General features: G+C 65.0%; 11 protein-coding genes. 4 read left to right on the top strand and 7 right to left on the bottom strand.

The window, feature by feature from the left end:
• The 7 genes from ACPZMI_RS10980 to ACPZMI_RS10950 form a co-directional block, all read right to left on the bottom strand.
• Positions 1-667, bottom strand: a 667-nt coding sequence (locus tag ACPZMI_RS10980; RefSeq protein WP_426352221.1) for a glycosyltransferase, incomplete at its 3' end; no start/stop codon positions are given.
• Positions 664-2,238, bottom strand: a complete 1,575-nt coding sequence (locus tag ACPZMI_RS10975; protein WP_186665325.1) for a GumC family protein — start codon at positions 2,236-2,238, stop codon at positions 664-666. The genes ACPZMI_RS10975 and ACPZMI_RS10980, both read right to left, overlap by 4 nt.
• Before the next feature lie 14 nt (positions 2,239-2,252).
• Positions 2,253-3,272: a polysaccharide biosynthesis/export family protein gene (locus ACPZMI_RS10970; RefSeq protein ID WP_186665436.1), complete on the bottom strand. Its 1,020-nt coding sequence runs from the start codon at positions 3,270-3,272 to the stop codon at positions 2,253-2,255.
• Positions 3,273-3,294: 22 nt separating this feature from the next.
• On the bottom strand, positions 3,295-3,942 hold the full coding sequence (locus tag ACPZMI_RS10965; protein WP_186665324.1) for a CpsD/CapB family tyrosine-protein kinase: 648 nt from the start codon (positions 3,940-3,942) through the stop codon (positions 3,295-3,297).
• Position 3,943: 1 nt separating this feature from the next.
• Complete coding sequence (locus ACPZMI_RS10960; RefSeq protein ID WP_186665322.1) at positions 3,944-4,690, bottom strand: sugar transferase; 747 nt, start codon at positions 4,688-4,690, stop codon at positions 3,944-3,946.
• On the bottom strand, positions 4,687-5,748 hold the full coding sequence (locus ACPZMI_RS10955) for an NAD-dependent epimerase (protein ID WP_426352220.1): 1,062 nt from the start codon (positions 5,746-5,748) through the stop codon (positions 4,687-4,689). Before ACPZMI_RS10955 ends, ACPZMI_RS10960 begins: the two co-directional genes overlap by 4 nt.
• Positions 5,745-7,109, bottom strand: a complete 1,365-nt coding sequence (locus ACPZMI_RS10950; RefSeq protein WP_186665318.1) for a UDP-glucose dehydrogenase family protein — start codon at positions 7,107-7,109, stop codon at positions 5,745-5,747. The genes ACPZMI_RS10955 and ACPZMI_RS10950 overlap by 4 nt, the downstream gene beginning before the upstream one ends.
• A gap of 385 nt (positions 7,110-7,494) precedes the next feature.
• On the opposite strand from ACPZMI_RS10950, the gene ACPZMI_RS10945 reads away from it, so the two are divergent.
• The 4 genes from ACPZMI_RS10945 (at position 7,495) to ACPZMI_RS10930 (ending at position 12,635) form a co-directional block, all read left to right on the top strand.
• The gene (locus tag ACPZMI_RS10945) at positions 7,495-9,195 is read left to right on the top strand and encodes a sulfatase-like hydrolase/transferase (protein WP_426352219.1); all 1,701 of its coding nucleotides are present in this window, start codon (positions 7,495-7,497) and stop codon (positions 9,193-9,195) included.
• 160 nt (positions 9,196-9,355) lie between these two features.
• Positions 9,356-11,332 (top strand): YncE family protein, encoded by a 1,977-nt coding sequence (locus ACPZMI_RS10940; protein ID WP_426352218.1) that lies wholly within the window; start codon positions 9,356-9,358, stop codon positions 11,330-11,332.
• On the top strand, positions 11,329-11,982 hold the full coding sequence (locus ACPZMI_RS10935; RefSeq protein ID WP_426352217.1) for an SCO family protein: 654 nt from the start codon (positions 11,329-11,331) through the stop codon (positions 11,980-11,982). The genes ACPZMI_RS10940 and ACPZMI_RS10935 overlap by 4 nt, the downstream gene beginning before the upstream one ends.
• The gene (locus ACPZMI_RS10930) at positions 11,979-12,635 is read left to right on the top strand and encodes an SCO family protein (protein ID WP_426352216.1); all 657 of its coding nucleotides are present in this window, start codon (positions 11,979-11,981) and stop codon (positions 12,633-12,635) included. Before ACPZMI_RS10935 ends, ACPZMI_RS10930 begins: the two co-directional genes overlap by 4 nt.
• The last annotated feature ends 7 nt before the right edge of the window (positions 12,636-12,642 follow it).

Genomic DNA, 12,642 nt, shown 5'->3' with positions numbered 1-12,642 from the left:
CGCGAGGCGGGAGTTCCAGCCAGCAAATTGCAGGTGATCCCCAACGGCCTGCCGGAGCCCGTGCCTGTGGGAGCGGCCTTGTGCCGCGATCACCGGCGCAGCCGGTGCCCTGCACTGCGGTGCTGCCATCGCGGGACGAGCCCGCTCCCACAGGCACGGGCTCCGGCAGGCCGTTGGGGATCACCTGCAATTTGCTGGCTGGAACTCCCGCCTCGCGGTGGATGCGGGCAATGCTCTCGGCCACGCACACCACGGTCGCCACCGTGGGCGTGCGGCACAGTTGCAGGCTCAGCCAGGTGTAGAAGCGCTGCTTGGTGCTGCGCGGCGTGAAGCCGTGCTGGGTGGTCACCAGTGGCAGGTGCCAGAGGGTCGCGGCCAACCAGCCGAAGACCATGCCCTTGAAGTTGTGGGTGTTGATCAACGGCCGCTCGCCACGCTGGGTCGCCACTTGCCTGAGCAGTGCGCCCAGGCCATGGCAGCTCTGGCAGTCGATGCCGGCTTCGCGAAAGCGCGTCACCAGGTCCTGCGGCGCGTCGAGGAACAGCACCCGGTGCCTGCCAGGGGTTGCCTGGCAGTGGTCCAGGAGCATGCGCTCGGCGCCGTAGAATCCGCCGCTGCTGAGCAGGTGCAGGATCAACCGGCCGGTTGCGGGAGCTGCAGCGTTCAATTGCGCACCCAGTGCATCAGGCGAGGCAACGACCACGACTTGTGCGGGTTGGGCAACGCCGGGGTCTGGTCGTTGATCACCAGCAGCACCGGCAAGCCCAGCTCCTGGCCGATCTGTGCAGGGTGCTTGAAGCGGTGGTCGAAGAACTCCTTGACGTAGACCAATGCGATCGCCAGCAGCAGGCCGGTGACCAGGCCGAACGGGATGATCAGGCCAGGTTTGGGGAACGACGCGGTGGCCGGCTCGTAGGGCGCGCTGAGGATCCGCGCGTTGGACTGGCTGCCATCGAGCAGGCCCTGGCCGCGACTTTCTTCATAGCGCTGGGCATAGGTGGAGAAGGCCTTGTGCAGGGCATCGATCTCGGTGTCGAGCTGGCGGGTCTTGCTCTGGGTCTCGCGCAGCTCGGTGATGCGGTTCTTGTACTCATCGATGCGTTGGGTCTTCTGATCGATCACCTGCTGGGTCACGGCCAGGTCCTGCTGGCGTTCGCGGATACGGTTCTCGACGATCTTGAGGAACTGACCGCGCAGCTGGGCGATCTGCTGACGCGCCATGACCATCTGCTCGGCACCGGGCTGGAACACCGTGGCATCGCCGTTGTAGCGTGCCAGCTGGGTGGTCAGCTGCTCGCCCAGTTGCTTGATCTCGCGGTCTTCGAAGGCGACGTTGTCGACCGTGGTGGTGAAGGTGTAGGGGAAGGCGTAGTCGGCCATCTTCGCCTTGCTCGCCGCCGCCAGGCTGCTCTGCAGGTAGTCGAGCCACTGCTGGTTCTCCAGCTTGCGGTCGCGCTGCAGGTTGAGTGCCTGTTCCTCGGTGTTGATCGCATTGAGGCGGAAGGTGATCTCTTCTTTCGGATCGGACGAGCCGATCGCCGTCAGCAGGGCCAGGCGTTGGCCCTCGAGGTCTCCAAGACGCGCCTGGTAGTGCAGTTTCTTCTGCTCGTAGAAGGTCTCGGGCAGCTCGTTGGACTGCAGGTCCTGGCGGTTTTTCAGGAAGTTGTCCAGCAGGCGGGCGACGAACAGGGTGCCGAGGCGCGCGTCATCGGCGCTGTAGGTGACCGAGATGACGTTGGAGCCGGGCAGGGTCTCGATCTTGAGATCCTTGACGGCCTGGTCGGTGAGCTCGTCGAGCTGGGTGTCGCGCTCGTCGGCCACCGACTTGCCCAGCAGGCGATGCAGTGGATCGACGATGCCATGGCGCAGCGGGTCGATCACGGTGCGCCGCAGCAGGCCGGGTTCGGCCTGGTACTGGCCTTCCTGACGCAGCTGGCTGATGGTCTGGCGGATCAGCGTGGGCGAGCGCAGGATGTTGCTCTCGGTCTCCATGTCGGCCAGCGATGGCGGGATGAACTGGTCCGCCTGCTGGGCCAGCGAAGAGCTGGTGTCACTCTGCGACAGCTTCTTGGACTGCACGATGACTTCGGCGGTGATGTCGAAGCTTTGCTTGAGCACCAGCGGCAGGATCACCGCGATCACCGCGAAGATCAGGAACACCCGTTTCACCAACTGGCGGTTGGCGAAGAAGATGCGGAAGAACTCATGCACATAGTTTTCTTTCGGTTGCGTGGTCATGGTCCGTCCCCCGGTCAGTCGTTGCTTTCTTTGTTGTCGACGCGGTAGCTGAAGCTGAAGCCAAAGCCCTGGAACAGCACCACGTCAGCCAGTTGCCGGGACAGCTCGGCAGCGCTGGCCAGCTTGGTCTTGGGCACGTACAGCATGTCTTCGGGCTGCAGGTAGGCGAGCTTCTGGCTACCGCCGGAGAGGGCCTGGTCGACGTCGTAGTTGACCGCATGCACGGTGTTGCCTTCGCGGCGCATGATCACCACCGAACCGAGCTTGGCCTTCAGGGTCGGGCCGCGGGCCAGGGTCAGGGCCTCGAGCACCGACACCGGACGCCGGATCTGGAATGCGCCTGGCTGGCCGACTTCGCCGAGCACGTAGATCTCGTTGGCGGCAGTGGACTTGAGCAGCACATCCACGCTCATGCGTCCGGGCAGGCTGGCGTAGCGCTCGTTGAGGTAGTCACGCAACTGGTTGACGGTCATGCCCTGCAATGGCACCGAGCCGATTTCCGGGAAGGTCGCGCGGCCGTCGTTGCCCACGGTGATGTCGCGGCTCATGCCGGTGCCGGGGTGGCTCAGGGCGTTCTTCAGGTTGACCTCGTCGGTCATGGGGCTCAGCACGCGCACCGTCACCTGGTCGCGGTTGGGCTTGAACACGCGCTTGTCGTTGTAGGCCTGGCGAATGGCGCTCTCCGCTTCGCTCGGGGTCAGGCCCTCGACGCGCACCGACGCGTTGGTGGATGGCAGGGTGATGCTGCCATCGGGCTGCACCAGTTGCTGGCCGTTCAGGCCGCTGGCGGCCATGAAGTTGAGGTCCAGGGTGTCACCGGACTGGATGCGGTACACCCCGGCAGAGCGGTTGCTGACGTGGAAGATCACTTCCAGCACGTCCTGTGGCCGCAGCACCTGCTCGCGGCGGGCGACTTCGGTGGCCTGGCTCTCGGCCGGCGGCGCGGTGAGGATCTGTACCGGCATTTCGCGGCTTTCCTGGCTGGCGCATCCGGCCAGGGCGAGCACGCACAGGGCAATCGAGGGGTATCTCATGGCGATCATGGCGTGCGTCCTCTCACAGGTTGTCGTACAGCCACTTGGGCATGTAGTACTTGCGCTTGTTGAACACGCTGCCGATCAGCCGCGCGCCGGCTTGCTCGAGGCGCTGGACTGCGGCCTGGGCCACCTCTTTGCGGGTTTCCTCGGCGCGCACCACCAGGATCACGCCATCGACCAGGGTGCCGATCACCAGGCTGTCGGCGCTGGCGTAGATGGCCTCGCCGTCGATCACCACGAAGCGGTAGTGGGCGGCGAACTGGCGCAGCAGGATGCGCAGGCGCTCGGGGTCGAGGCGGTCGCGGCCGCGCTTCCAAGTGCCCACCGGCAGCACGTCGAATGGCTGGTCGGACAGGTGCACCACGCAGTCCTGCGCCAGCGGTGGGGTGTCCTCGTCGAACAACAGGTCGGTGTAGCCGCGCAGCTTGTTCAGCCCCAGTTGCTGGCTCAGGCCGTTGCTGCTGGAACTGCCGTCGATCAGCAGCACCGCACCTGCGCTCATCAGCGCCAGCTGGCTGGCGAAGGCCAGGGTGCTGGTGCTGGTGCCGGTTCCGGTGTTGGCCGCGGTCAGCAGCAGGGTGCGCTGGTCGAGGTCGAGGACAGTGGCGGTCAGGTTGGTCTCGCTCGGGTTGGCGATACTCAGGCTTCTAGAAGTGGAACCGTCCATCTCAACTTGCTCCGTGGCCAGTGAAAACCTTGAACGGGGTCTTGAGCAGGATTTTCAGATCCAGCAGCAGGCTCTGTTCGTTGATGTAGCTGAGGTCAAGCTCTACGCGTTGGTCAAAATCGATGTTGCTGCGTCCGGAGATCTGCCAGAGGCCGGTCATGCCGGGGTAGATCGACAACCGTGCCAGGTGGTTGTCCTTGTAGCGGTAGGCGTTGAACGAGGTGGGGCGCGGGCCGACCAGGCGCATGTCGCCGGTGACGACGTTGATCAGGTTGGGCAGCTCGTCCAGGCTGCTGCGCCGCAGCCAACTGCCCACCGAGGTGATGCGCGGATCTTTGTCGATCTTGAAATCGATGGAGTCGGCGCCGTGCTTGTTCAGGTGGCGTACCGAGTCCTTCAGCGCCTCGGCGTTGGCGACCATGGTGCGGAACTTGAACATGCCGAACAGGCGGCCGCGGTAGCCGGTGCGTTTCTGCACGAAGAACACCGGGCCCGGGCTGGACTGCTTGATCATCACTGCCAGCACCAGGAACACCGGGGACAGCAGCAACAGCAGGGTCAGCGCCGCCAGACATGACAGCACGCGGTTGGTGCGTGACAAGGTCCAGGGGCGCCCACCGACCCGGCCGGTCATCCAGCCGCGGCCTTGCATGTGGATGGCGGCATCGATGCGCTGGCGGTGCGCCGGGTCCATGCGTTTGTCCTGGTACAGCGCCTGTAGCTGGGCGCTTTTCGGTTGTCCTGTCATATCACCCTCCGTTGTTTCGACTGCTCGCCTGCAGGTTCGCCGTCTGTGGCGGGCGAGTAGTAGTGCTTGAACCAGGCGACGAATCGCCCGAGCCCTTCATCCAGGGAAATCGTTGGGGTAAAGCCGGTGACCCGGGCCAGGGCGCTGGCATCGGCACAGGTGGCCAGCACATCACCCGGCTGCAGTGGCAGCAACTCGATCACCGCATCGCGCCCGAGGTGTTTTTCCAGCAGGGCCAGGTAGTCGAGCAGTTCCACAGGGCGTTGGCCGCCGATGTTGAACAGGCGCCAAGGCGCTGCGCTGCTGGCCGCATCGGGGCTGAAGGCGTCCCACTGCGCATCGGCGCGAGGCGGGTAGGGCAGCAGCCGCACCAGGCTTTCGACGATGTCGTCGATGTAGGTGAAGTCGCGCTGGTGCCGACCATGGTTGAACAACTGGATCGGCCGGCCTTCGCTGATGGCGCGGGCGAACTGCATCGGCGACATGTCCGGGCGGCCCCAGGGGCCATAGACGGTAAAGAAGCGCAGGCCACTGCAGGGGATGCCGAACAGATGGCTGTAGCTGTGCGCCATGGCCTCATTGGCCTTCTTGGTGGCGGCATACAACGACAGCGGATGATCGACTGCATCCTGCACCCGGTACGGGGTGCGCTGGTTGGCGCCATACACCGAGCTGGACGAGGCATACAGCAGGTGCTGCACCGGGTGGCGCCGGCAGCCTTCGAGAATGTTCAGGAAACCCGCCAGGTTGCTGTCCAGGTAGGCCTGGGGATTCTGCAGCGAGTAGCGCACACCCGCTTGCGCTGCCAGGTGCACCACCACCTCGGGGCGCTCCTTGGCGAACAGCCGGGCCATGGCGTCGCGGTCGGCAAGGTCCAGGCGGTGCAGCGCAAAGTCACCGACGCTCTGGCGCACCCAGTGCACGCGGGCATGCTTGAGCGACGGATCGTAATAGTCGTTGAAGTTGTCCAGGCCCAGCACCTCATGGCCGTCGCCCAGCAGGCGCAGGCAGGTGTGGGCACCGATGAAACCGGCGGCGCCGGTGACCAGCACTTTCATGGCGCGCCGACCTGCGGGGCATTCTGGTCGGGTGCGACCTGGCGCAGGCCGATGCCGCTGTAGTGCAGGCCGTGGGCGGCGACCTGCTCGGGGTTGTACAGGTTGCGGCCGTCGATGATCACCCGGGCGCGCAGCTTGCTGGCCAGCAGCGAGAAATCCACCACGCGGAAGTTCTTCCACTCTGTGCAGATCACCAGGGCGTCGGCGTCCTGCAGGGTGTCGTCGCGGGTGGCGCACAGTTGCAGGTCGTCGCGGTAGCCGTACAGGCGCCGGCATTCGTCCATCGCCTCGGGATCATAGGCCCGCACGGTGGCGCCTTCGTCCCACAGCGCTTCCATCAGGTAGCGGCTCGGTGCTTCGCGCATGTCGTCGGTGTTGGGCTTGAAGGCCAGGCCCCACAGTGCGATGGACTTGCCGCGCAGCCCGCCCAGGCGCTGCTGGAGCTTGGCGAACAGGATGCGCCGCTGCCGGTCGTTGACTTCGTTGACGCTCTGCAGCAGGCGCAGGGGCATGCCGCTGTGTTCGGCGGTGTGCAGCAGGGCCTTGATGTCCTTGGGGAAGCATGAACCGCCAAAACCGCAGCCGGGGTAGATGAAGTGGTAGCCGATGCGTGGGTCCGACCCGATGCCGCGGCGCACCGCCTCGATGTCGGCACCCAGGTGCTCGCTGAGGTTGGCCAGTTCGTTCATGAAGCTGATACGCGTGGCGAGCATGGCGTTGGCGGCGTACTTGGTCAGCTCGGCGCTGCGGTTGTCCATGAACATCAGCTTTTCGTGGTTGCGGCAGAAGGGCGCGTAGAGTTCGGCAAGCTGGTCGTGGGCGACCTGGTCATGGGTGCCGACGATGATCCGGTCGGGGCGCATGCAGTCGGCCAGAGCGCTGCCTTCCTTGAGGAATTCGGGGTTGGACACCACGCGCACCTGCAACTTGCCCTTGCCCAGGCGCTGCAGTTCGGCGCGGGCAAGGGCCTCGACCTGGTCGGCAGTGCCGACCGGCACCGTGGATTTGACGATCAGGGTACGGTCGGTCTCCATCAGCTCGGCAATCTTCCGGGTGACGTCGAGCACATGGCTCAGGTCGGCCGAGCCGTCCTCGTCAGGTGGGGTGCCGACGGCGATGAAGATCAGTTCGGCATGGCTGACCGCATCGCTGGCCTGGGTACTGAACAGCAGGCGATCTTCCTTGATGTTGTCTTCCAGCAGGCCCGACAGGCCCGGCTCGCTGATCGGCGGGACGCCCTGGCGCAGTTGGTTGATCTTGTGGGCATCCACGTCCACGCACAGGACCCGGTGGCCAACGTCGGCAAGCGCTGCCGCTTGTACCAGTCCTACGTAGCCAGTGCCAAAAACGCTCACGTCCATGTCGGCGTGCCTCGTATGGATGAGTAAGGGGTATGAAACAGTGGTGTGATTTCTGTATAGCTCAGCTCGCGGGAAATGCGTCAAACCAATGGCATGTTTCGTCGCATTTACAGACGCCAAGCAAAACGGCCACTGGCCATCAACCCTTTGTCAATCCGGGGTTTAGCGTTGAAAGCTACTGGCAGTTGGCCGTTCGACGAACTGATGAACGGTTGCAGGCCGCGTATAATGCGGGCTTATGACGATAGAGCGTCTCAACCGCGTTACGTTTTTTGCGCCAGAATATGGCGTTGCGATATCGCCGGAAAATTGACATTTTCGCCTTGTGATTTGTTTCAGGACTGCTACGGTGTGAATGGAAACCCATGACCGGAGTGGTCGAATCATGCGCGGATGGATCAAGCTGGCCCTGCTGTTCATCTACCTGGCGAGCTTTCATGGCTATTACCGGGAGCGGATAGAAGCACTGGGTCTTGGCCTGCCGTTGCTGCTTTACCTGGGCGTGGCCGGGGTGCTGGTGGTGGGGCTGCTGCTGGCGGCGTGGATTCGCCCGGCTTGGCTGCGCTGGGCGCTGGCGGCGGCTTTTGCGGTGAGTGCGCTGTTCTTCGATGCTTATCTGCGAATCACCGATTCCTACCTCACCTATAGTGCGTTCGTGTCCATGGTGTATGCCGGTGGCTTCATCCAGGAAGCACTGGAGCAGTACCACTATGCAATCACCTTGGCGGCGTTCAGCGCGCTGCTTGTGCTGTTGGGTGTGGGCTTGCGGCCGGGCCCTGTGCCGCGCTTGCCGCGCCTGGTGCCGGTTGTCGCGCCGTTTCTGGCGCTGGCGTTGCTGATCGGCGTGCTGTTCATCCGCGCCGGCGAGGGTGCCCGTGGCCTGCCAGTGATGTACACACCCTTGGCTTACCTGAGCCTGTTCGGCTACGAGGCGCTGCACGACCGTGTCGGCCCACGCGAGCCGGTGAGCCTGGCGCAGTCCGGCAAGCCGATGGCGCGCGATATCGTGCTGATCATCGACGAAAGCATTTCGGGCAACTACCTGGACCTCAATACCCCAGCAGGCGTGGCGACTCACCTGCTGCAGCCGCAGCCAGGGGTGAGTATCTTCAACTACGGCTACGCCGCTTCGGTGGCCAACTGCAGCGCCGACACCAACGTCACCCTGCGTTATGGCGGCACCCGCAGCGATTACCTGCGCATCAACTCGACCCAGCCGTCGATCTGGCAATACGCCAAGCGTGCGGGGCTGGGCACGGTGTACATCGATGCCCAGCGCACCGGTGGCAACCTGCAGAACCTGATGGACGACAACGAAAAGCGCGACATCGACCGCTTCGTCCAGTTCGATGACACTCCCGTGGTGCAGCGCGACATGGCGGCGCTGGAGCAACTGGTCAGCCTGCTCAAGGATGGCCAGCCGCAACTGATCGTGATCAACAAGGTTGGCGCGCATTTCCCGGTGCACGACAAATACCCCGACGCCTTCCTGACCTACCAGCCGGCATTGCCGCGCGGGCATTTCACCGATGTGGCCGACACCGGCACGCGTGAAGGCTTCGATGGGCGCCCCGAAGACTGGGTGCTGTATCGCAACGCGTACCGCAATACGCTGGGCTGGAACGTGGGTGAGTTCTTCCGCCGCCTGTTCGCCGAGGCCGACCTGAGCCAGGCGGTGCTGATCTATACCTCCGACCATGGGCAGGACCTGCATGAACGCGGCAATCCGGGCCTGAACACTCACTGCGACAGCGAGCCGGTGATGGAGGAGGGGCTGGTGCCGCTGGTGGTGATTCAGGGCGAGGGCGTCAAGGCCCTGGACTGGCAGGCGCACCTGGCACAGAACCGCAACGCCTCCAGCCACTACAACATCTACCCTACGCTGCTGAAGTTGCTCGGCTATGACGCCGCAGCCGTCACCCGCACATACGGCCAGGCGCTGGATGTGCCGACCGACGATCCGTTCACCTTCAACGTGCGCTTCAACGCACGGCTGGGCGCCAAGCCGGACTTTCGTCACATCGACCTCAGCCAGGTGGTGACCCCTGACCAGGCCAAGGGCGTAGCGGTGACGGCGGCGCCCTGAGCGTTCAGCCAGGCCCCAGCATCGGGGAATCGGGTGGGGGATGGACATGGATGTCGCTGCCGTGTTGTTCATAAGATTCTGATTTTGCTGAGTTTTCTCAATGGCATGACGCTTGCTTTGCCCTCAGGGAGTGCTCATATCCCGCAAGAGGGGACCGCGCATGAACAGGAAGACTCGCCCCGCCTACCTGGGGCTGTTGCTGGGGGTAGCGCTGATCGGCCTGGGTGTCGCCTACGAGAAACTCTGGTGCGATCCCCGCGAACTGCTGCAGGCGCCTGCCGACCCGCAGGCCCTGCATCGGCTCAGCCGCGAGGGCGTGACCGTAGAGTTCGAGGCGCGGGCAATGGACGGCGGCGAGCTGCGTGAAGGCAGCTTCGCCAACGTGCGGTTCAAGCTCAGCGACCAGGCCAGCGGCCGACCGCTGTCGGGCATGGCGCCGGGGGCCTGGCTCGATCCGGCGCAGTCGGCGCCACCGGGCGATCGCGACAGCAGTTGCAAGGCGCGGGTCGCGTTGTTTCTCAAGAGCAGCATCGGCGCACGGCCGTTGCTCGACCTCAACAGTTACTTTCTGCTGGTGCTGAACAAGGATGCCAGCCTCACCGTGATCGACCCGACGGTGTCGGTGGGCGGTGTCACCAGTACCCTGGCGCGCATTGACCTGCCGGGGCGGCCGATGGACTGGGCGGCCAGCAGCGACGACAAGCAGGTGTTCGTCTCGCTGCCCGAGCGCGGCCAGGTGGCGCTGATCGATACCGAGACCTTCCGCCGCACGGCCCTGCTGGAGGCCGGCGAACAGCCGGTGCGCGTCGCCCTGCAACCGGACCAGCGACGCCTGTGGGTTGGCAACAACAGCGCGGACCCAGCCAAGGGAGGGGTCACCGTGATCGATGTGCCCAGCCGCAGCACGCTGAAATCCTTCGCCACCGGCTCCGGCCATCATGAGATCGCCTTCAGCGGCGACTCGCGCTTCGCCTTCGTCAGCAACCGCGACGGCGGCACCCTGAGTGTCATCGACATCGCCGACATGCGCCTGCTCAAGACCCTGGAGGTCGGCCCGCATCCACTGTCGGTGAGCTACTCGGCGTTGTCCCAGGCGGTCTATGTGGTCGATGGCCAGGAGGGCACGGTGCGGGTGATCGATGCGCGCAGCCATCAACTGCGCCATACGGTCAAGGCCGAGCAGGGGCTGGGGCCGATGCGCTTCAGTGGTGACGGGCGCTACGGTATCGTCCTCAACACCCTGGAAAACCAGGCGTTGGTGATCGATGCGAGCACCGATACGCTGATCCACCGTATTCCGGTGGCCGCCGAGCCTTACCAGCTGACCTTCACCAAGGGTTATGCCTATGTGCGTGGCCTGGCCTCGCCCAAGGTCAGCATGATCAACCTGTCGAGCCTCGGCGAAGGGCGCACACCGATCGTCCAGGGCTTCGAGGCCGGACCCGCTGCGCCGCGCCAGGCAGGTGACCTGCCGCTGGCCCAAGGGGTGAGCGTGTCGCGGGACGACAACTCGGTGTTCGTGGTCAATCCGGTGGACAACACCACCTATTTCTACGCCGAGGGCATGAATGCGCCGATGTCCGGCTACAACAACCGTGGCCATCAGGCGCGCGCGGCCATGGTCATCGACCGCAGTCTGCGCGAGCTCGCACCGGGGGTGTACGGCTCGACCGTGAAGATGCCGGCGGCCGGCACCTTCGATGTGGCCTTTCTGCTCAACCAGCCGCAGATCATCCATTGCTTCAGCACCGAGGTGGCCGCGCTGCCGCAGGCGAGCCGACGCAAGGGCGTGCATGCCGAATTCATCGGCACCGACCAGCCGCACCTGCAGGGCCGCCCCTTCATCGCCCGGGTGCGCATCCTCGGTCACGACGGCACGCCGCGCGTCGGGCTGAGCGACCTGAGCCTGCGCTACTTCCTCGCGCCCTCGTCGTTGCCGCGCAGCGTCCCGTTCCAGGACATGGGCGAGGGTGTCTACCAGGCCTCGCTGCAGCTGGGCGAGGCCGGTGCCTGGTACCTGCATGTGCAGTCGCCCACCCTCGGGCGCCGCTTCGCCGAAGAAAACTACACCAGCCTGCGCGTGTTGCCCGCCGCAGCGTCCACCGCTTCCCAAGGGGAATCCAGGAGTGTTCGATGAACCGCAATCATGCCGCCGGACTGCTTGCCCTGAGCCTGGCACTGACCAGCCACCTGGCCTTCGCCCATGGCGGCCACGACCATGGCGGCAAGCCTGAACCGGCGCCTGTGGCGCGCCAGGAAAAGGCCAGCGTGCGCTTTGCCGATGTCTCGCTGCTCGACCAGAACGGCATGCCGGTGCGACTGGAAAAGGACCTGGTCGGCGAGCACCTGGTGGTCATGGGCTTCATCTACACCAGCTGCACCACCGTGTGCCCGGTGGTGTCCTCGATCATGAGCAAGGTCCAGCAACAACTGGGCGGCCGGGTGGGCGAGGAGATCCGGTTGGTGTCGATCAGCGTCGATCCGCAGCGTGACGATTCCAGTCGCCTGCTGGGCTACGCCAAGGCGTTCCAGCATGGCCCGGGCTGGAGCTGGCTGACTGGCTCGCCCTACGCGATCAGCGAAACCCTCAAGGGGCTGGGCAGCTTCAGTGCCGACCTGACCCAGCATCCGCCGCTGATCCTGGTCGGTGACGGGCGCACCGGTCACTGGACGCGTTACTACGGCTTCACCGACCCCAACGTGCTGATCGCCGAGATCAATCGCCTGGGCGCCCGCCGGGTCCATGCCAAGAGCACCGCCATCGCCGGCCAGGAGGTTCAGCCATGAGCAGCTTCAGTTCCCGCCACGGTGGCATGCGCAGCCTCGACTGGCTGACCCTCGGCGCCTGCCTGTGGATTTTCGCCTCGATGGCCCTGGCCCATGAAGGGCATACCCCGCAGCCACAACCGGCGCCGCCGACCATGGCCAGCGGTGCAGGCACCCGTGATGCGCAGACCTGGTTCACCGACACCCTGCTCAAGGACCAGAATGGCCGGGAGCTGCGTTTCTACAGCGACGTGCTCAAGGACAAGGTGGTGATGCTCAATGTCATCTTCACCCACTGCAACGACGCCTGCCCGCTGATCACCCGCAAGCTGCGCGAAGTCCGCGAAGCGATGGGCCCGCAGTTGGCGGCGCAGGTGACCTTCGTCTCGCTCAGCAGCGATCCGCTCAACGATACCCCCGAGGTGCTCAAGGCCTTCGCCGAGAAGCAGGGCGTGGACGGGCCGAACTGGCTGTTCCTGACCGGCGACAAGGCCCGTGTCGACCTGGTGCTGGGGCGGTTGGGGCAGTTCCTGCCCAGCCCCGAGCAGCACTCCACCCAGCTGATTGCCGGCGACGTGGCAGGCAAGCGCTGGAGCAAGATCCGACCTGACGCTCCCCCTGCGGCCATCGCCCAGCGTCTGCAACTGCTGGCCCAGCCGCTGGCGGGACGGTGAGCCATGG

The sequence above is a fragment of the Pseudomonas wayambapalatensis genome (assembly GCF_049942315.1).
GTDB lineage: Bacteria > Pseudomonadota > Gammaproteobacteria > Pseudomonadales > Pseudomonadaceae > Aquipseudomonas > Aquipseudomonas wayambapalatensis.
The sequence above is the reverse complement of the archived record's forward strand: the minus strand, read 5'-3'. Positions and strand labels throughout refer to the sequence as shown.

What these genes read in the sequence shown, in the direction of transcription:
- ACPZMI_RS10975 (WP_186665325.1), bottom strand. Translation starts at nt 2,238, where the DNA reads ATGACCACGCAACCGAAAGAAAACTATGTGCATGAGTTCTTCCGCATC.
- ACPZMI_RS10970 (WP_186665436.1), bottom strand. Translation starts at nt 3,272, where the DNA reads ATGAGATACCCCTCGATTGCCCTGTGCGTGCTCGCCCTGGCCGGATGC.
- ACPZMI_RS10965 (WP_186665324.1), bottom strand. Translation starts at nt 3,942, where the DNA reads ATGGACGGTTCCACTTCTAGAAGCCTGAGTATCGCCAACCCGAGCGAG.
- ACPZMI_RS10960 (WP_186665322.1), bottom strand. Translation starts at nt 4,690, where the DNA reads ATGACAGGACAACCGAAAAGCGCCCAGCTACAGGCGCTGTACCAGGAC.
- ACPZMI_RS10955 (WP_426352220.1), bottom strand. Translation starts at nt 5,748, where the DNA reads ATGAAAGTGCTGGTCACCGGCGCCGCCGGTTTCATCGGTGCCCACACC.
- ACPZMI_RS10950 (WP_186665318.1), bottom strand. Translation starts at nt 7,109, where the DNA reads ATGGACGTGAGCGTTTTTGGCACTGGCTACGTAGGACTGGTACAAGCG.
- ACPZMI_RS10945 (WP_426352219.1), top strand. Translation starts at nt 7,495, where the DNA reads ATGCGCGGATGGATCAAGCTGGCCCTGCTGTTCATCTACCTGGCGAGC.
- ACPZMI_RS10940 (WP_426352218.1), top strand. Translation starts at nt 9,356, where the DNA reads ATGAACAGGAAGACTCGCCCCGCCTACCTGGGGCTGTTGCTGGGGGTA.
- ACPZMI_RS10935 (WP_426352217.1), top strand. Translation starts at nt 11,329, where the DNA reads ATGAACCGCAATCATGCCGCCGGACTGCTTGCCCTGAGCCTGGCACTG.
- ACPZMI_RS10930 (WP_426352216.1), top strand. Translation starts at nt 11,979, where the DNA reads ATGAGCAGCTTCAGTTCCCGCCACGGTGGCATGCGCAGCCTCGACTGG.